General features: G+C 50.8%; 14 protein-coding genes. 9 read left to right on the forward strand and 5 right to left on the reverse strand.

Features of this window, described 5'->3' with window-relative positions:
- Positions 1-592: 592 nt before the first annotated feature.
- A complete protein-coding gene (locus ACG2F4_RS17080; RefSeq protein ID WP_395262105.1) occupies positions 593-4,024 on the forward strand; it encodes an AAA family ATPase in 3,432 nt (1,143 codons plus the stop codon).
- A gap of 106 nt (positions 4,025-4,130) precedes the next feature.
- Here the strand turns inward: ACG2F4_RS17080 and ACG2F4_RS17085 are convergent, their stop codons facing one another.
- The gene (locus ACG2F4_RS17085) at positions 4,131-4,520 is read right to left on the reverse strand and encodes a GxxExxY protein (protein WP_395262106.1); all 390 of its coding nucleotides are present in this window, start codon (positions 4,518-4,520) and stop codon (positions 4,131-4,133) included.
- Positions 4,521-5,059: 539 nt separating this feature from the next.
- Here ACG2F4_RS17085 and ACG2F4_RS17090 point away from each other — a divergent pair.
- From ACG2F4_RS17090 to mddA, 4 genes are all read left to right on the forward strand, one after another.
- Positions 5,060-5,845 carry a methyltransferase domain-containing protein gene (locus ACG2F4_RS17090; RefSeq protein WP_395262107.1) on the forward strand — a complete coding sequence of 262 codons (786 nt, stop codon included), beginning with the start codon at positions 5,060-5,062 and terminating at the stop codon, positions 5,843-5,845.
- Between the two features lie 96 nt (positions 5,846-5,941).
- Complete coding sequence (locus ACG2F4_RS17095) at positions 5,942-6,391, forward strand: hypothetical protein (RefSeq protein ID WP_395262108.1); 450 nt, start codon at positions 5,942-5,944, stop codon at positions 6,389-6,391.
- 65 nt (positions 6,392-6,456) lie between these two features.
- Positions 6,457-8,037 carry a hypothetical protein gene (locus ACG2F4_RS17100; protein ID WP_395262109.1) on the forward strand — a complete coding sequence of 527 codons (1,581 nt, stop codon included), beginning with the start codon at positions 6,457-6,459 and terminating at the stop codon, positions 8,035-8,037.
- Between the two features lie 44 nt (positions 8,038-8,081).
- Positions 8,082-8,819, forward strand: a complete 738-nt coding sequence (gene mddA, locus ACG2F4_RS17105) for a methanethiol S-methyltransferase (RefSeq protein ID WP_395262110.1) — start codon at positions 8,082-8,084, stop codon at positions 8,817-8,819.
- A gap of 481 nt (positions 8,820-9,300) precedes the next feature.
- On the opposite strand, the gene ACG2F4_RS17110 is transcribed toward mddA, so the two are convergent.
- Complete coding sequence (locus ACG2F4_RS17110; RefSeq protein WP_395262111.1) at positions 9,301-10,515, reverse strand: molybdopterin molybdotransferase MoeA; 1,215 nt, start codon at positions 10,513-10,515, stop codon at positions 9,301-9,303.
- Between the two features lie 59 nt (positions 10,516-10,574).
- Between ACG2F4_RS17110 and ACG2F4_RS17115 the strand changes: the two genes are divergently transcribed.
- The 4 genes from ACG2F4_RS17115 (at position 10,575) to ACG2F4_RS17130 (ending at position 13,267) form a co-directional block, all read left to right on the forward strand.
- On the forward strand, positions 10,575-10,721 hold the full coding sequence (locus ACG2F4_RS17115) for a hypothetical protein (protein ID WP_395262112.1): 147 nt from the start codon (positions 10,575-10,577) through the stop codon (positions 10,719-10,721).
- Positions 10,722-10,769: 48 nt separating this feature from the next.
- Positions 10,770-11,027, forward strand: coding sequence for a hypothetical protein (locus ACG2F4_RS17120; RefSeq protein ID WP_395262113.1), 258 nt, complete (start codon positions 10,770-10,772; stop codon positions 11,025-11,027).
- 43 nt (positions 11,028-11,070) lie between these two features.
- Positions 11,071-11,355, forward strand: coding sequence for a uroporphyrinogen-III synthase (locus ACG2F4_RS17125; RefSeq protein WP_395262131.1), 285 nt, complete (start codon positions 11,071-11,073; stop codon positions 11,353-11,355).
- 556 nt (positions 11,356-11,911) lie between these two features.
- Positions 11,912-13,267 (forward strand): hypothetical protein, encoded by a 1,356-nt coding sequence (locus tag ACG2F4_RS17130; protein WP_395262114.1) that lies wholly within the window; start codon positions 11,912-11,914, stop codon positions 13,265-13,267.
- A 60-nt stretch (positions 13,268-13,327) separates the two neighbouring features.
- Here the strand turns inward: ACG2F4_RS17130 and ACG2F4_RS17135 are convergent, their stop codons facing one another.
- The 3 genes from ACG2F4_RS17135 to ACG2F4_RS17145 all read right to left on the reverse strand — a co-directional run bounded on the left by ACG2F4_RS17135 (position 13,328) and on the right by ACG2F4_RS17145 (position 18,846).
- Positions 13,328-13,570: a MoaD/ThiS family protein gene (locus ACG2F4_RS17135; protein WP_395262115.1), complete on the reverse strand. Its 243-nt coding sequence runs from the start codon at positions 13,568-13,570 to the stop codon at positions 13,328-13,330.
- A gap of 107 nt (positions 13,571-13,677) precedes the next feature.
- On the reverse strand, positions 13,678-15,156 hold the full coding sequence (locus ACG2F4_RS17140; RefSeq protein WP_395262116.1) for a rubredoxin: 1,479 nt from the start codon (positions 15,154-15,156) through the stop codon (positions 13,678-13,680).
- A 177-nt stretch (positions 15,157-15,333) separates the two neighbouring features.
- Positions 15,334-18,846, reverse strand: coding sequence for a molybdopterin-dependent oxidoreductase (locus ACG2F4_RS17145; protein WP_395262117.1), 3,513 nt, complete (start codon positions 18,844-18,846; stop codon positions 15,334-15,336).
- Positions 18,847-19,013: the final 167 nt, after the last annotated feature.

The following is a 19,013-nucleotide window of genomic DNA, read 5'->3' on the forward strand; positions in this document are numbered from 1 at the left end:
CCTTTTTGTGATCGTGTTTGTGGTCATGGTTGTGAGGATGCTCGCCACTGTGATTGTGACCGTGATTCATATGTTCGTGTGAGTGTTCCATGGTACCAGCCGGTTAGTTGTTATGATGAGGAACCTTTGCAGAACCTGCTATTTTGTTGGGAGGTGGTTGAACCACCGACCTTATGACCTTGTTAAAGGGGAGTACAACTCCCTCAGAACGAGGAGTGAGGGTTTTACAAAGCCCTCAGATTACAAAGCGTATTTCAGTATTTGAATCTTAGATACATACACTATCTGCAGTTACTCCTTCAATATTATAAAGAGTATAGACTTAAATTAAGCTTAAAAGAAAAGTCGGGGAAATCCATTTATTATCAGGAGTGAGATAAATAATCGGAACAAGAAGAGTTACATATTTTAATGTATGAATGTCATTCACCAGTGATAATTTCAGGTGGGAGTTGATCGATGGATACGCAACTGCCTGACCTGCCGTCATCTCAAATCATTTCTAACATCAGTTAAGAACGATTCTGAACACTATCCATTATTTTGTTATAATATTTTAAATGGGATGGAACTCAACTAAGCTGCTGGGGTTATGGAATCGTCAAAGCCGTTATCGTCCGCAAGCCTCGAGATGCATCTGTTCGGGCGTTTTGAGGTTATTATCGATGGACAAGCACTAAATGAAACCGAAATTAAAGGTCGCAAAGCGCGAACTCTGCTTAAGCTGATTGCGCACCAACGTAATTTCCAGATGGCCCGGGAACATGCCACCGATCTGTTATGGCCGGATCTAGATCAAAATGCAGCAAACGCACAACTCTACAAGGCAATCCATCATATAAGAAAAGCTTTTACAAAGCATAATGACGATGCCGATGACTGGATCAACATTACGGATGATTTCATAAAAATTAACCCGCCCGGTGGTGTTGTAACCGATGGACGACTCTTTGAACAAGCAGCACGAACAGGTATCAAAGAGCGAGACCTATCTGAACTGGAACATGCCGCTTCAATATATAGTGGTGAATTTTTGCCCATGGATCGATATGCCGAATGGGCGTCGCTGCCCCGCGAGCACTACCGGCAGTTATATCTTGATGTACTTACGGCCCTGGCTGGGCAGTATGAGCAGCAGGGAGAGCTGTCGGAAGCGGCTGAAATGCTGAGGCTGGCGCTGGAGAAAGAACCCACCCTTGAAACAGCGCACCGAGGTTTGATGCGCGTTTTTGCCAAAAAAGGTCAGGAAACACGCGCCTTTCACCAATATGAAGTTTGCAGAGAGAGGCTGGGCAAAGAGCTGGGTATGGATCCTTCTAAAGAGACTATTGAACTTCTGGACAATATCCGGGAAGGTCAGCTTAAAGTAGAAAAAAATCAGCGTGCTCGTTTAACATCCTTTCCAGAATCTATCCCGTCAATTATCGGACGCGTTGAAGAGTGTAATACCATAGAGCAATTACTTGATGATCTTTCAAGTGGGCGCGGGAGCGGACTTGTAATAAGTGGAGAAGCCGGAATCGGAAAAACACGGCTGGTCCGGGAACTCATCCTGCGTGCCCGCCGCAGGGATATCCCGTTCTTTTTGGGACGCAGTGGGGAAGCATCCGGGAATGTGGCTTACGGCCCATTTATTGAACTGTTCGACGATATTCTTTACAGGCACCCCGAACTTGAAGAAGAGCTTCCGGTAGAGATCGGACGTCTTGTTCCGACCTTTGCCGGTGAGGGCATCCCGGCTCCTCATGCCGATAAGCTGGCAGCCAAAGGCCATCTTTTTGCCCGGGTACAACGTCTTTTCGCGACACTTGCCCAGGAGGAGTACTGCGCTGTAATACTTGAAGACCTGCATGCAGCAGACCAGGGTAGCCGGGAGCTTTTCTCCTATTTGATCCGGCACCTGGAGCGATTGCCTGTCCTGATTGTCGCTACATTAAGAAAAGGAGAAGGAGAGCCGGAACCGGAGTTTATCAGAGATATGGAAGAGCCTTCGGTGGAAAAGATCGAACTTGCTCCGCTCACCTATGAGGAACATATAGGCCTGCTTCAACAGTATGCCGAACATGATATCATAGGGGCGGATACAGCCCGCCAAATTTATCAGCTTGCCGAAGGGAATCCCTTTTATGCGCTCGAACTGTTGCGACATTACAGGGAAAAGGGAGATACAGATCACCCCCGGGAGAATGAGCATTCCGAGAAAATGCCGGAGTCTCCTGTATCAAAAAACATTCCTTCCTCCCTGCATCAACTGGTCGACCAAAAACTTGAAAAACTCTCTCCCCCCGCCCATCATCTCTTGTATATAGCTGCAGTGATCGGCCGACAGGTTCCCTATGAGCTTCTGGCTTATGTATGGAGTGGTGACCATCAAGGTGCAAACCAGGAACTTTTTACAGCTCTTGAAGAAGTTGTCAGGGAACGCCTGCTTGAAGAGAAGGGACTTGATTATTCCTTTCGTCACGCTCTTGTCCAGGAGACCATTTACTCGTCGATTTCTCAGGCACGCCGTAAAACCCTTCACAGACAGGTAGCCGACCGGCTATTGGAGTTATCGACAGACGCTAAGGAACCACCGGTTGAACAAATAGCCTGGCATTACCTGGGAGCCGGTGATATGTTCAAGGGAGCACAGTTTTTGATTCAGTCAGGTGAAAGAGCAGAAAGTGCCTATGCCCATGAAGATGCCCTTCAGCGGTACCGCGAAGCGTGTGAAGTACTCGACAATCTTGAAACCGAGAAGGCCACCAGGCTGAAGAGAGAAATTTTAGAACGTATTGGCGACGTCTATCGGGCCTGTGGTAAACTTGAGATGAGCTATGAAGCCTATGAAGAAGCGATATCAATTGCTGAAAAAATTGCTCCGGACAACACGGACTTGGTGGAATTGTATCGAAAGATGGCCGTAGTTGCCATATTCCGTACCGAGATCGATCGCTCTGCAACATATCTGGAGAAGGCTTTTGATCTTGTCGAGGATGATGATCGGGCCAAGGCTAGAGTTTTAATCACAAAAGCACTCCACCTGTGGCACTTGAACCGGCTTAAAGAGGCGTATGATATTGCAAAGCAAGCACTCCAAAAGGCCGAAAAAGCTGAAGCAAAGGTTGAAGCCTCGCAGGCGCGTGAAATCCTTGCGATGACCTGCCTGCCACTCGGCCGATGGGAAGAAGGGTTGCAATACGAAATGGACCGGCAGTACCACGGCTGGTCGCCCGAAATTGTGGTGGCCACGGATGCCCATCTCTGCCTTTGGGAATATCATATTTCCGGTGACCAGCCGCTGCAGCGTGCACGTTCATTTTTGGAACAGATAGCCGAACAGGCTTCGGAAATGGGTGATTTTCGCTGTGTCGCCGTCTGTCACTACGCGCTGGGCACCATGCACCTGTGGAGAGGACAACGGCACCGGGCTGTCGAAGAGCTGGCTGCGAGTCTCGAGCTGCACGAACAGGTGGGATCGCCCGCCGGGATGGCCTATTCGCTGGCCCGTAAGAGCGTGCTTCATACGCTGACAGGCGCCAGTGAGCTCGGGTGGCAGGCCATCCAGGACGGTCTTGCGTATGCCAATCAGGCCGCTGTCAGGGATCATTGCCTGCAACGGCTTTACGGGGTCGGTATCTGGAATCGTATTGAGAGTGATGATATTAAACGGGCCCAACAAATGGTAGAAAAAAGCGAAGCATTGCTGGATGAAACGGGAGCATGTGGGGCCTGTGCCCTGGAACTGTATCCATGGATGGCCTATTTATACCTTCATACTGGTCAGCTGGATCGCGCGCGTGAATGTGGAGACGCCGTATCCCAGCTTGCCGAGAAAACCGATAACCCCATCGGAAAAGCGGTTGCCACTATCATCGAGTCCAGCCTTTGCATCACTCAAGAGGATCGGGATCGTGCTGAAGAATGCAGGGAAAAATCCTATCAAATACTGCAAGAGGCCGTGCCGGAAACGACCCACTCTCCCGTAGCCCATTATCTGGAATGCATGGTTGACCAGCAGGACAAGTTGGTTGTCAGTTGATTGGTTAAGTTTGAAGCATAGGTGCCTTTGTTTCTGCGTATGGTAGTCTGAACCGTGATTTGTGGGATTCGCTTGATGGCCGGGATTTTTAAATCAAGGAAATCCCTTAATCCCTTGAATCAGGGTTCAGACTGTTATTGTGCAGCCTCTTGTACCCCAAACTTCGGGCACCGAAATTAAGCAGCAGTCCGATTTCCAGGTTATAAGCTTCCAGATAATTCATCGCCTGGGCCAGATGAACATCCTCCAGTTTAATCACGGCTTTCAATTCAACAGATATGGTATCCTCCACTAAAAAGTCAACTCTGCGTGTGCCTACCTGTAAATCCCGATAATGTACCGGCATTTCAAACTCCCTGACGAACGTGATATCATTTAATTTGAATTCGTACTCCAGGGCCCGCTGGTAGATCACTTCCTGAAAACCATTACCCAATTCGGAATGCACCCGCATGGCACTGCCGATAATTTTGTGCGTAAGTTGTTTATATTTCATTTCTCTTCTCCCGTTGTCTGCCCCGTGATTTGGGATATTGCTTGATGATCGCGATATATTTCAATCAAGATAATCTCTTAATCCTGCGAATCAAGGAACCGTTGACAAAGAATCAGAAATTGCAATTGCCTTGGTATAGGGATGCGGGAAATATTGTCTCCCAAAACTGCCTTGAACGAAGCCAGGATTCGATGTAGTAACTGATCGAATATTCGGTGCCTCTGTTTCTGTATATCATAATCTGAACCGTGATTTATGGGATTGGCCTGATGGCCGGGATACGTTTAAAATCAAGGTAATCCCTTAATCCCACCAATCAAGGTTCAAACTCCTATTTTTTAATTATTGATATAAAAAAATTCTGATCCAGCACTTCAATCAAATGGTTTATTTACCGGTTATTCGTTATTAGGGGCACATCTGTTATCCCAATAACCAAACCCGGAAGAAAAACGGAAGATCAAGGGAAGAGGCTGCCATTACATTGTGGGTGAAGTAACAAGAAATCCGAACGAATAAGAAACAAAGAGGTAACTGCCATGAGTACTACGACAACCCAATTGGACAAACAGGAAGTAGAGAACGCCGTGCAGGAGATGTACGACGAAGTAGCCGCCTGCCCGAACAAGGAATTTCACTTTCCGACCGGCCGCAATTCTTGCCTGCATCTCGGATATCCTGAAGAAGAACTAAATGCGATTCCGGCCTCTGCCGTTGAGCCGTTTGCCGGGGTGGGATATCCGTTTTTGGCCGAGGTTATACAACCGGGGGATACCGTGGTCGATATTGGCTCGGGATCCGGGGTGGACGCACTTATTTCAGGAATCAAGACCGGACCCGAGGGACAGGTTATCGGTATCGACATCACCCCTGCCATGATCCGGAAAGCCAGGAAAAATATTGAAAAGGCGGGTGTGGATCATATCCGCATCATCGAAGGACAGGCCGTCGATATCCCGCTGGATGATGCCTCAGCCGACGTGGTAACCAGCAACGGGGTCATCAACCTGGTGCCCGACAAGGAAAAAGCATTTAAGGAGATTCATCGCATTCTCAAACCGGAAGGTTATCTCCAGATTGCGGATATCGTTCTGTCCAAACCGGTTTCGGCCGAGTCAAAAGCCGATCCACAGCTCTGGGCTGAATGTATTGTAGGCGCCGAACCGGTTGAGGTATATCTGGATATGATCCGTTCGGCCGGTTTTGAAAATGTTACCGTCATCGACCGCCTGGATTATTTTGACCGCAGCTCCAACGAAAGCACCCGGAAGGCTGCAAAAGGGCTGGGAGCTCATACCATCGTCCTGACAGGCCGGAAAGCATAGGACGGGTCGACCGTTTCACTCTTTTTATGCAGAATAGTTCATTTCAAAAAATGGAGGATTGCGATGTATTTCAGACTAAAGAAAACTTTACCCTGCATGATTGCCGCACTGAGCCTGATCATACTCGGATGTAATCCCGGTCAGGATACCGATTCTGAATCCCATGACCACATGCAAGAGTCTGATGGTACCCACACCGTTACCGGGAAGCTGTCGGGATTTGATTGTGCCGTAGTTGGCTCGCTCTGTCCGACTACCCACCGGGGCGCCGATTACACTACAGGAGTATATACCGAAGACGGATCGTTTTACTTCGTCGTCAACATTCCGCAGAGCTTTCTCCGGCAGCATTTCCTGGAGACGGTGGAGGTGGAAGGAACGGTATATGATCCCTACGAAAAGGCGGTTGAACCCGAGGCCATTCACCTGGTCGAAGATGATGACCGCAGGCTGGTCTATGAAGCCGGCTACTTTATTGATGAAAATAACGGGCGGGCCACCTTTCAGGAGGGTACATACCGTAACGGCCGCTGGATTGCAGAATAATCTTTCTCTTAACCAAAGAAACCATGGAGGTCAGAATGCGGATTCACCGACATTCATCATCACTTTTGTGTATTGCGATAGTACTCCTTGCAATTCCTTTTTGTCAGCTTAATGCCCAGTCACAGGATTATGGCCAGGTTGATTTTGAGGTATCCTGCAAAGAGGAGGTACAGGCCGATTTCAACCGCGCACTGGCCATGCTGCATAATATGATGTACGAGACAGCGCAGGACGACTTCAGGGAGATCACGCAGGCTGACCCGGAATGCGCGATGGCCTACTGGGGCGTGGCAACGACGCTGTTCCAGCCGCTGTGGGGGACCCGGCCGAGTGAAGAAGATCTCCGGCAGGGCTGGCAGACGATCAACAAAGCCCTTGAGCTTGCCGATTCAGAGCGGGAAAGACTGCTTGTTGAATCGACAGCGGCATTTTTCCGTGAGCCCGGAATAGCCAACTTCTGGACGCGCATCCGGCGCTGGGCCGAGGCCGTGGAAGCCGCTTATGAAGCCTATCCCGATGACGAAGATATTGCAGCTTTATATGGTTTGACCCGCCTGGCAATCGCGCTGCGGGCTGATAACCGGGATCCGCTTCATGATGAGGCCGAGGCCATTCTGCGGGAGATCTATGAGCGAATTCCCTCGCATCCCGGTGCGATACACTATACCATTCATGCCACCGACGTTGACGGCCGGGCCGGGAATGCGCTGGACATCGTGGAGGCCTACGGCAAGATCGCCCCGGCGGTTCCCCATGCCCTGCACATGCCCACCCATATTTATGTGCGACTGGGCAACTGGCCGGAAGTCATTGACTGGAACCTGAAATCGGCCGAGGCTGCGCTCAATTATCCGGTCAACGGATCCATCTCCCATCATTACCTCCATGCCATAGATTATCTGGTCTATGCCTATTTGCAGCGGGGTGAAGATGAAAAAGCCGAATCTGCCGCAGAAAGAGGTTTCAGCAAAGAACCGCACCAGGCATCTTTTGTTGCCGCTTTTCATACTGCCGCCATACCGGCACGGCTGGCGGTTGAGAGGCAAAAATGGAACAAGGTCGCCAAACTGGAACCGCGGTCTCCGGGATACCTGCCGTGGGATGCATCGCCCTGGGCGGAGGGTCTGACCTGGTTTGCGCGCGGCCTGGGCGCTGTCCATACCGGTGATATTGAGACTGCGAGGGAGTCTGAACAAAAGCTCGGGGACCTCAGAGATGGAGCAAAAGCCGGCGGAGCTGACGATATGGCTACCTATATCGAAATCGACCGTCGCATACTGACGGGCTGGATAGCCCATGCACAAAATGACAATAGAAAGGGGGTTAATTTACTGCAATCGGCTGCCGAACTGGAGAATAAGATCGAAAAGCACCCGGTAACCTCCGGCGCCCTGCTGCCGCCCAACGAAGCCCTGGGCAATCTGCTCATGGATCTCGACCGACCCGCAGAGGCTCTTGAAGCTTATGAGGCATCTGACGCGGTATGGCCGGGGCGCTATAACACGCTGCTGGGGGCGGCGCGGGCGGCAAAAGCAGCCGGCAAAAAACAAGCGGCGGGTGAATATTATGAAAGACTATTGGCCAATGCGCAAGACTCGAATCGTGCCGGTACCCGTGAGGCACAAGGTTTTATAGCCGGACAATAAAAAATCATACAATTTTACTTAACCAAAACAGCGAGGTGATTACTATGTTTGGACGCATTCTTTCTTTTCTCTACGGCATTGTTTCTTACGTCATATTCCTGGGATCTTTTCTCTATGCCATCGCTTTTGTCGGTGATTTTGGGGTGCCCAAAACGATCAACAGCGGTCCCGAAGCGGCAACCCTGTGGCAGGCATTGGGAATAAATGTGCTACTGCTGGGGCTATTTGCTGTCCAGCATTCGGTCATGGCCCGGGATGGATTCAAGAGATGGTGGACCAAGATCGTCCCTTCACATGTGGAACGGAGCACGTATGTGCTGCTCAGCAGCTTGGTTTTGATCCTGCTGTACTGGCAGTGGCAGCCTCTTCCGGATGTAATCTGGAGTGTGGAAGCCGGGTTGTGGTCCGACTTGATAAACGGTCTTTTTTGGCTGGGCTGGGTTATCGTATTGATTACTACCTTTATGATTAATCATTTTAACCTGTTCGGGCTCCGGCAGGTCTGGCTGTATTTAAAGGGGGAGGAAATCACGCCCCTTGAATTCCAGGAGCCGGGACTGTACAAGTATGTACGCCATCCCCTCATGCTGGGATTTCTCATCGCCTTTTGGGCCACGCCTACAATGACACTCGGACATCTTGTATTTGCCATAGCCACCACCGGCTACATTTTTGTGGGCATATGGTTTGAAGAGCGGGATCTGGTCCGATACCATGGAGAAAAATATAAGGAATACCGGCAGCGGGTAAATATGATTATACCCTCTCCAAAGGAAAACTAAGCAATGTACAGGCTGAATTTTTATTCACCTTAGCACGCTGTACCGTTATTTTTATAGCTTCAAATAACATCATCTGTAACAACAGAAAAGAATACTATGAAGGGTATTCACCGGAAATGATGATTTTTAAACGATTAGTTGGTCAAATCAGTAACGTGGGTGGACTTCTAGCTATCACCGCCTTAAGCCGAACGTTTTGCAGAACCTGCAACCGAATGGAGGGGACCCGTAAAGTCTACCTGTATGACAGAACCGTCTTGGAGATCTAAGAATTTATGCAATCAGGAGCCCCTGACGATGAGATGAGCAAGCTGTTTCGAGAGGTGCGTAAAAATGAATTTGAAACGGAATAAAAACGCAAACGAAGTCAATATCCAAGCCGAAAATTGATGTTTCCCATTGGTGTATAGCACGAAACCTGATATCATCTATCAGAGGTAGAACCAAATACTCGTAGATTATGAAAAGTATATATCAATATTTACCACATTGGACGATACAGGTAAAGTGAAAAACTTTCTTCCCTGGAAAATAGATTCTTTTCCTCTGGTAGCTCAAGCAAACCATCTGCACGACACAAGTTGGCGAGGTCGCTTGATCCTTTACCCTTCACCGGGGTGGCCTGCATAATTCCCTCGGGCGACTGAGATATCTTAACCTGAAGAAAATAGGTCAACTTTTTTTCAAAGGTATAGTCCTCTGTAAGCTGTGCCACGGGTTGTTTCTCTTCCTGCATCCCCAATTGCCTTTTAAGCCAGGGACAGATATACCGGTAATAACAGGTAAATGTGGATACCGGGTTGCCGGGCAGGGCAAACACCACGGCCTGCTCGGACCTCCCAAACCAAAACGGCTTGCCGGGCCGCTGGCGGACTTTGTGGAACAGTCTTTCTACGCTATTCTGCTCAAGCATCTCAGGGATATAGTCCAGCTTGCCCCTGGAGATGCCACCGCTCAGGATCAGCAAATCAAATTGGGACAGCAGTCCCCCCAGCTTATCGGCGATCTCCTCCTTGTCATCATCCAGGTGGAACAGCCGAGCTTTAATCCCCAGCTCTCGCAACGCCGCGGCAAGGGTGTACGAATTGGATCCCCGAATTTGGTGGGGCAGGGGCTGCTGATCGATCCCCACCAGCTCATCACCCGTAGAAATGACGGCCACCCGGGGAGGGCTGGAGACCTTGACCTGTGGCATCCCAACTGTAGCCGCAACCCCGATCTCAGCAGAGCTCAACACCGTTCCCTCCTCAACGATCAGCGTACCCCCGGCGCGGTTTGTACCCTTGGCGTGGATATTCTGCCGACGCGCTTTGGGAGGCTTTTGAATAGTCGCGATTGCACTCCCGTCCTTTTCGGTTATTTCCAGATCTTCATACCGTATAACAGTATCGGTATTTCCGGGTAGGATAGCCCCGGTCATCACCTCCAGACAGTGAACGCCATTCCGAAGTGTCTGCCTGGGCGCACCGGCTTTTTGAAGTCCCGCAATGGGAAATGACCGCCGTCCCTGCTTCCACTGGTCAAACCGAATGGCAATACCATCCATCATTACTCGATCAAAGGGTGGAAGATCCCGATCTGAAGTGATCGACTCACGGAGTACGCGACCTGTAGCTTCCGACACAGGAACCTGTTCAGCCCCTGTATCCAGGGTAATTGAATTGATAATCTCTTCAGCCTCTTTAACCGGTATCATCTAATTAAAATCCATTTTTTAACTTAATTGCCTAATAATTTATTAGTATTTTTTTAAGAATGCCTAATAAATTATGGGTACCCCCCTTTGAAAATGTAACTGCACTCGCTTTTGAAAGCAGAGTGGCAGACTCGACCTCCAAGCTGCTTGAGCGGCAGGGAGCCAACGCCATAAGTGCTCCATCCATGCAGGAGATGCCGCTGTAAAGCCATACTGCTGTATTCGGTTTTGCCCAGCAGCTTTTTGATGGGGAGGTGGATATCCTGGTATATATGACCGGCGTAGGCACGGACATGCTGGTAAAAACGATGAAGACGAAGTACAAACTTGATGATATCCTGCAGGCTCTTGAAGGTATCATCGTTGTATCCCGCGGATCCAAACCAGCCAAGGTGTTGCGCAGCCTCGATGTGACGATCGATATTAAAGTACCGGAACCGAATACGTGGGAAGAAATTCTTAACGCGCTGGATGAGCATGCCCGGACTTCAGATCTGACCGGTAAAAAGTAGCCATCCAGGAATATGGCGAGCGCAACGAGAAGCTAAATACTAAATAAAAAAGCGTAGCGCGGAACTGATCCAAATCTCCATCTACCGGTGGGCGCTGCCTGATGACCTGGAACCGCTCAAAAACGGAATCAAGGCCATTCTGGATCGCAAGGTGGATCTAGTGCTCTTTACCAGTAAAACACAGGTCAGCCATGTGATGAAAGTGGCCGGTATGGTAGCCTCTAAAGAAGAACTGCAATACGCACTTAATAAAAATGTGGTGGTCGCCTCCATCGGTCCGGTCTGTTCCGGAGGATTGCGATCGAACGGCATTGAACCTGATTTTTAGCCGTCGCGATCCAAGCGTGGACGCTTGGATGAGCCATTGTTTTTTAGTTTATGTTGGTTCATTAATAGTAGATGGCCTACATATTATGCATTTATTTTTCCAATCTAGTTGCTGGCTCCGTCAAGCGTCCACGCTTGACAACTGACACTGCTTAGTAGTTCATCAACTTATTTCTGGATGGACAAATTTCCACCTCTTCTTTTCGCTATTTAAGTGTTATCAAGGCCCAAACAAGCAGGGTCCCGTTAAACAGAACGCCAATCAGTATCATAAGCCATCCCGGAACCAAGTGGGAAATTCCGGCTCTTTCCCAAATCTTATGAATACCTGTCGCCGGGGTAGAGTAGATAATAGCAGTGTGCTTTTCGGACATTGACAACTCCTCAGGATACAGAAGATGCTTCCCCTCTTCCATAATCCCATTAATTAAATGATCGATTACACCAGAAAAGACAACCTGTTTTAGCGTGCCATTTCCTTAATTTAATGTATGTATATTCAATTATATCAATTGTTTAACAGCAGGCACTAAATATTAGAGACGGGAGTTAATCAGATGAGTGACAACAATATCAAATCCGAAAAATCTGCGTCTTGGGACTCACTCCTTGAGATAATGCGAGGCCGCCGCTCCCGCCGCTTTGGACTGGGGATGAAAATGGATTCGGGTCCCATGGCCTACGAAAGCCGGCATGAGGGGCTCCCACTCACCGATCAGGAGGAGGCGATGCTGGTATATGCGGCCGCGGGTATCACGGGCTACGCGCTGGGCGACCTGGTCTATGACGAGGGCGAAGGGGGTACCATCCTTGCAGGTCTCACGGGCCGTACCGTACCGAGCGGCGATGCCATCCAAAGCTGCTCCCTGATCGTGATGAACCCGGACGCCACCTATTACATCAAACGACCGGCCGATTTACCGGCTGAATCCGTACCGGAATTGGTCGAGCTCGCCGAGCAAGAAGACTATACCGAGCTATACCACCGGAGCAGGGTCAGGATTAAAGATGGACGCTCCACGCCTCCGCTGGAGCTCTTCTTCAATATCAACTGTAACAAGTGGTCGCTTTACGATCCGGCTGCCACCTACTTTCTGCCAGTCCAGGATTTTACGGTTATGTATATTAACGCACTGCTGGAAATCTTCAACGAGCATAACGGCATCTATCCCATTGATGAGCGAGCAGGCTTTCGACCTGCCGGCATCAAAAAGTTTGCGCAGAGCCGCGGTGGTCACCTCGTGGATGATCCAAGCAAAGAGCATACTATCACTATCCAGCAGCTGGAGACGCTCGTCACGGAGTTCGTCACAGCCGAGGCCGGCATGATTATCCAAAACCTGGCACTTATGACGCAGGCCATGGGTCTGGGCGGATTCCCTCACTGGGCGGCCCATTATTACGGGTGGTTTGAGGCACTGGGATTTCGCATGAGGGAAGTACGTGCCTCCCGCTACCTGGGAATGAACTGGTTTTACCGGTTGATGGCCAAGCTGCTAAATCGGGATCAACCCGTTCCGTTGGTGGTAGGACTGGAATCAGGTGAGGAAGTCCTGATTAAGCCCCATTGCCCGCCGTACTATAGTTCAATGGAGGATGCAGTTCGGACGGTTGTTGACATGAAGTGGGGAGCAGAGGGAATATTCAGGAAAGGGGCTTCCAACAGTGCATGGTTAAATTCGGGTGAAGTCAGTAATACAGCACCGGGCGTGAGTGAAGCTACAGTGGAAGCCACAATCGCGTATTGCAGCTATATTTATGAACGCTATGGCCGGTTCCCGGCCTACCAAATGCCGCTGCGCACGCTACTCGGTTTCCAGGCCAATCATTTGGATGTAGATTTTTACAAAAAATTTTATCGTCCAGAGGCCCTTACAGATCTACAGCGGGATCATCTTAAAAATTGGCATTAGAAAAGCTAAACCTCGCGATACAGAACCCAGGTGCCCAATAACTAATACACCAACAAGCAACTACCCGCCACTGACCGGTGGAATAAGCACAATCTCATCCTGCTCCGTCAGTGGCAGATCCTGGCTGGCATATTCCCCGTTTACCGCAATAGCCAGCGACTTGAGGCTGTCCAGTTCAGGAAATTCTTCAATCAATTTCTGCTTTAACGAACTTACGCTGGCAGCAGATGAGACGTTGTACTCCAGCTCTTTGGTACCAATTACATCTTTCGTTATTCCAAAGAGTTTCAGGTTTAGTGTCATATCTTTTTGTTTTGCTGGTTTACAAATTGTTAAAGAATCTCGCAAAGACGCGGAGACGCAAAGAACGATTTATAGAACTCTGCGGCTTAGCGACTCTGCGTGAACCCTTATTTTTGGCATTTCACCTTACTTCCCTCAAGTTCCATTTCAAGTTCTTTAAATTCTGACTTCGGCGTTTCACAAAGCGGGCATCTATACCCCTCAGGCAGATCCTCAAACGGCGTCCCCTCCGGGATTTCTGCTGCCGTATCGCCATACCGCTGGTCATAAATCGTCATGCAGTCAGGGCACTGATGCACAGTTTGGGTATCGGGTGCCTCCTCCGGTTCCTCCCAGATTCGATCCTGCCCGTCGTCATCCAGCTGATCGTAATAGATCCGGCTCAGCTTCATGAGCACGTTAGGCAGCTCTCGCTTGGTTACATGCATCGCAAACGGAATGTATTTCTCCTCATTGGGATTAAAATTCTTACTGTAAAACACGTTGTATCGCTTCTGTAGGTCATATTTCCCAAACAGGCGAATGCTCGGGTGCATCAAAATGGCAACAGACGTAAACAGGTAGATCGGTCGTTCCTTGATCGAAAACGTCAGCCCATACGTGCTGATATCGTGCTTGTCGAACACATTCACCAGGTATTTCTTCAGCTTCAGGGCATGCTCATTCAATACCGGCAGGTGCCAGTTGAGCTCCAGCGAGGAGTGCCGCAGATTAATTCCATTCCGGCCGCAAAGCAGCTCCCACTTGTCGCGATCCTCCTCCCGAATTCCTTTCACGATAAATGACTTCCAAGGGGTGATAATGATCTTCCCGATGTTGGTCCGCGAGCACAGGTCACACACTTTTTCCAGGAAAGAGATGGTGTACCGGTTGTTCCGCCAGTAGAGCCCCAGCCAGTATTTGCTGCCGGCCATTTTGTTCAGTCCCTCGTAATAGGGAAACGGCTCCGTCGGCAATTCCAGCTCATTATCTATGGTTCGGTTATTTGTTTGCAGTTCTTGATTAATGCTTTGAAACAACAGATCGACATCCGCAGATTGATCCCGATTGTCATCAAAGTAAAGCTGCTCCAGGGCCGCAGCCACCTTTCCAATATCATAGCTGGATATAAGCACCGGCCATCGCCGCAGGTCATCCGTGGGATTAAACTTCAGAAATAGATACCAGTAGTCTTCATGCTCGGAGGCCACAAAATTGAGCTGCCCGTTGAACAGCGGGACTAAACTCTGCTTTGGATCAGTGATATTAACTTTGAGACGCGGGCGGTAATCAAAAGTGTCCAGCACATTGTAATAAGTGCCGGTCGTCACCCAGGGCGTGGTCGGCATGATATCGACGGCCACAAAGGAAGTCACGATATTCTGATACCGCTGCCCGTTCCACTCATACTGCGTGCGAATGGATCCAAACTCCTCATCCAGCTTCCGCTGCTCCACCTCATCGCCGGGAAACATAATATCCTGGCGTGACCCAAAGTGGACCGTCTCGTTACCCATGTCTCGTGCAATGTCCAGGATCTTCCTGAGATCTCTCGGGGACAGCAGTCCACCGGGGATGAAGGCGCGTATGAGGTCGGTTTTCTTCATCGGGTTTTGTTACCGGTTAATAGTTATTTGGATGTACGAATAGGCTAAGTCAAGCGTCCACGCTTGACACTTCACGCCGTTATTTCCAAGCGTGGACGCTTGGAAGAGCGGTAGTTTGTAGCTCGAAGCGCTGCTTCGAGTTGAGAAGTTTACGAAGCAGCGCTTCGAATTACATGATTACTGCTCTTTAACCAATTGCTCATTTTCTACCTGCTCTAAAATAGCTTTCACCTCCGGCTTACAACTCCCACAGCCCGTTCCGGCGCCGGTTTCCTGGCAGAGTTTATTCAGTTCCGTACAACCGTTTTCAATTGCTTCCTTCACATTGCCGTCGCCCACGTTGTTGCAGGAGCAGATCAGCTCGCCTTTCATCGGGGGCATGGCCTGACCGGAGCGCAGCAGCTCTTTCCGGCGGTCGCTGAGCTCCAGCTCGCTTTCGATCAGCATGCGGAAGTCGTTGAACTCAGCCTTGTCCCCCATCAGGATGGCACCAACCAGCTTGTCCTGGTGGACGATACACTTTTTGTAGAATCGCTGGGAGCGGTCCAGCAGCACGATTTCTTCATACTCCGAATCATCTTCCGGCACTTCAGTCATGCCCAGCGAGCAGAGATCCAGGTCGGGGAACTTCAGGATATTCATGGAAAGCGATCCGGCGTAGTTGCTCGAGAGATCGCCCGAAATATACCCGGCCGCAATATCCGCCTGTTGCTCGGCGGCGGCCGTAATTCCATTCATGGTGCCGCGGAATTCGGCAATTTCGCCAATTGCATAAATACTCGAATCGCTGGTCTGCAGGTGCTCATTCACCACTACGCCGCGCTTGCACTCCAGCCCCGCCTCGCTGGCCAGCCCGGTGTTGGGACGTGTACCGATGGCATAGACCACAGCTTTGCAGTCCAGGAATTTGCCGCTCTTTAATCCTGCTCGTATTTCTTTGCCATCCTGGGAAAGCCGCTCAACCTCATCATTAAAAATGACGTTGATCCCGCGGTCCCGAACATGCTCGTAAAGCAGCTCGCTGGCCGTCTGGTCCAACTGACGCTCCATCAGCCGCGGATTGCGGTGCACGAGCGTGACCTCCATATCCACCTCGCTCAGCGAGGCGCACATCTCGAGCCCCAGCAGTCCGCCGCCCACAATCACGACATGGCCCTCATTGTTGGTGTACTCACGCAGCTTGTCGGCATCGGTGCGGTGACGAATGGTAAATACGCCCGGCAGGTTTGGAATATCTTTGGGGAAATTGGCACGGCTGCCGGTGGCCAGGATCAGCTGATCGTAGCTGTGCGTGTTTCCTTCAGAATCAGTAACCGTCTTGTTGTTGCAATCTACGGACTCCACGCTTGTGCCTTCATGGACCGTGAGATCCAGATCAGCAAGCTGGTCGCCCTTCATCTTTTGGAGGCGCTCCCAGCTCAGCTCGCCGCTGATATAGTCGGGCAGCAGCACGCGGTTGTAGAACGGGTACTCCTCTTTGGAAAAGACCTCAATCTCATCTTCAGTGTTAAGCTCGCGGTACCGGTTCACAAATCGGTAGGACGCGGCTCCCGCACCCACCACAACAATCTTTTCTTTCGCCTTGGTGAACTTCGAAATTTCCACCGTGGAGTACTTGAAATCCGGTTCCTTGGAAACCGGGTCGATGCGGTCGCTCGTCAGATTGTTGGCACGCGAGAAGTCGTTTTTGAGGATTTTGCCCCAGTGCATCGGGATGAACACGACGCCGGGCTTGATCTCATCGGAGAGCATTGCTTGCACGCGAACGGTGCCGCGGCCATTGATGACCTCCACCACATCGCCTTCTGCGATATTGCGTTTCTCAGCATCCTCGGGGTGGATCTCCACGTAGGGCTGATCGATATGCTGGTTCAGCCGACTCACCTTACCCGTCCGCGTACGCGTGTGCCACTGATCGCGGATTCGGCCCGTCGTCAGCACCAGCGGGCGATATTCGCCCTCGCGGTTTGGCTCTTTCACATTCTGGGTGTGGATCTGCGCGCGACCGTTTTCGGTATAAAACTCGTGATCGGTAAACAGGCGCTTGGTGTCCTTCTCGGCGCCTTCGGGGAAGGGCCACTGCACCGTGCCGTGCTCTTTCAGGTAGTCGTAGCTCAGCCCGCTTATGTCGATGTTGGTGCCCTTGGTCATGTAGCAGTGTTCATCGAAAATGTCACCGGCCGTCTCAAAGTCGAAGCCGTGGTAGCCCATCTTTCGGGCGAACCGGCAGAGAATTTCCGCATCAGGCAGCGCCTGGCCGGGTGGCTCCACGACCTTCTCCAGGTAGCTGATGCGGCGCTCGGAGTTGGTCATGGTACCCTCTTTTTCGAGGTAGCCGGCGGCGGGCAGGACGAGATCCGCATAATCCACGGTCTCGGAATCCTTGGAGATATCCTGTACGATCACAAATTTGGCCTCCTCTAGTGCTTCCTCCACCATAGCGGAGTTGGGCAGGCTCACCACCGGATTGGTGCAGATAATCCAGATTGCCTTCATCTCTCCGCTGCGGAGGGCGTCGAACATTTCGGTGGCAGTATAGCCCGGTTCGGCAGGTACGGAATCCACACCCCAGCGTTCGGCTACTTCACGTCGGTGATCGGGGTTTTCGAGATTGCGGTGCGAGGATAACAGGTTGGCCATGCCGCCCACTTCGCGTCCCCCCATGGCGTTGGGCTGACCGGTCAGCGAAAAGGGTCCGGAGCCCGGCCTGCCGATCTGACCCGTAATGAGCGAGAGGTTGATTAGTGCCAGGTTTTTGTCGGTGCCGTCCACGCTCTGGTTGAGGCCCATCGCCCACATGGAGATGAAGCCGTTGGCATCGCCGATCCACCGGGCGGCCTGTTTGATTTCACTGATCTCCAGGCCGCAGGTTTCGGCGGCTTCCTCCAGCGACTGCTCCATCACCTGCTGGCGAAATGTTGCAAAACCATCGGTGTGATTTTTGATGAACTCCTCATCAATTCTTCCGCTTTCGATCAGGCATCGGGCGATGGCGTGATAGAGCGGCGTATCGGTGCCGGGATTCAGTTGCAGGTGGAGATCCGCAATAGAGCAGGACTGCGTCTCCCGCGGATCGGCGACAATGATCTTTACATCAGGATGCTTCTCCTTGTGATTTTCGATGCGTCGAAAAAGTATGGGATGGCACCACGCGGGATTGGCGCCCGTAATAAAAAAACAGTTGGCCAGCTCAATATCCTCGTAACTGATCGGCACGGAGTCTTCGCCCAGTGTCTTTTTGTAGCCCACTACCGCCGAGCTCATGCAGAGCCGGGAGTTCGTGTCCACGTTGTTGGTGCCCACAAACCCTTTGGCCAGCTTGTTTACCGTGTAGTACTCCTCGGTGAGGCACTGCCCGGAAACGTAAAAACCCACGGAATCCGGGCCGTATTTATCAATAAAGGTTCTGAATACGGCGGAGGCCCGATCCAGGGCGGTATCCCAATCCACGCGACGGCGGGGCTGGTTGCGCGCCCACCGCATCTGGGGATAGAGCAGCCGGTCGGAGTGGTCTGCCACGGTGTAGTGCAGGTTCATGCCTTTTGAACAGAGCATGCCCTTGTTGACGGGATGGGATTCGTCGCCGGTGACTTTAATCTGACCGTTCGAGTTCTTCTCGACGACAACGCCGCATCCCACACCGCAGTAGGAGCAGGTGGATTTAAATTTCTCGGTTCCGGTTTGGGTCATATTGGATTACTACTTATTCAATTTTCTCAATTGCTATTGTCAATCTCCCTAAATCCCTCTTCTCCAAGAGGGACTTTGGGAGTGCTTATTTTTTGATTTATCAGGTATTACTCTGCATCTATGAGTTCCTCCTTGGAGAAGGAGGACAGGAGGATTGAATTGTAGCC

This window comes from Halalkalibaculum sp. DA3122 (assembly GCF_043951865.1).
GTDB lineage: Bacteria > Bacteroidota > Rhodothermia > Balneolales > Balneolaceae > JAMQKA01.

What these genes read in the sequence shown, in the direction of transcription:
- ACG2F4_RS17080 (WP_395262105.1), top strand. Translation starts at nt 593, where the DNA reads ATGGAATCGTCAAAGCCGTTATCGTCCGCAAGCCTCGAGATGCATCTG.
- ACG2F4_RS17085 (WP_395262106.1), bottom strand. Translation starts at nt 4,520, where the DNA reads ATGAAATATAAACAACTTACGCACAAAATTATCGGCAGTGCCATGCGG.
- ACG2F4_RS17090 (WP_395262107.1), top strand. Translation starts at nt 5,060, where the DNA reads ATGAGTACTACGACAACCCAATTGGACAAACAGGAAGTAGAGAACGCC.
- ACG2F4_RS17095 (WP_395262108.1), top strand. Translation starts at nt 5,942, where the DNA reads ATGATTGCCGCACTGAGCCTGATCATACTCGGATGTAATCCCGGTCAG.
- mddA (WP_395262110.1), top strand. Translation starts at nt 8,082, where the DNA reads ATGTTTGGACGCATTCTTTCTTTTCTCTACGGCATTGTTTCTTACGTC.
- ACG2F4_RS17110 (WP_395262111.1), bottom strand. Translation starts at nt 10,515, where the DNA reads ATGATACCGGTTAAAGAGGCTGAAGAGATTATCAATTCAATTACCCTG.
- ACG2F4_RS17115 (WP_395262112.1), top strand. Translation starts at nt 10,575, where the DNA reads ATGCCTAATAAATTATGGGTACCCCCCTTTGAAAATGTAACTGCACTC.
- ACG2F4_RS17130 (WP_395262114.1), top strand. Translation starts at nt 11,912, where the DNA reads ATGAGTGACAACAATATCAAATCCGAAAAATCTGCGTCTTGGGACTCA.
- ACG2F4_RS17135 (WP_395262115.1), bottom strand. Translation starts at nt 13,570, where the DNA reads ATGACACTAAACCTGAAACTCTTTGGAATAACGAAAGATGTAATTGGT.
- ACG2F4_RS17140 (WP_395262116.1), bottom strand. Translation starts at nt 15,156, where the DNA reads ATGAAGAAAACCGACCTCATACGCGCCTTCATCCCCGGTGGACTGCTG.
- ACG2F4_RS17145 (WP_395262117.1), bottom strand. Translation starts at nt 18,846, where the DNA reads ATGACCCAAACCGGAACCGAGAAATTTAAATCCACCTGCTCCTACTGC.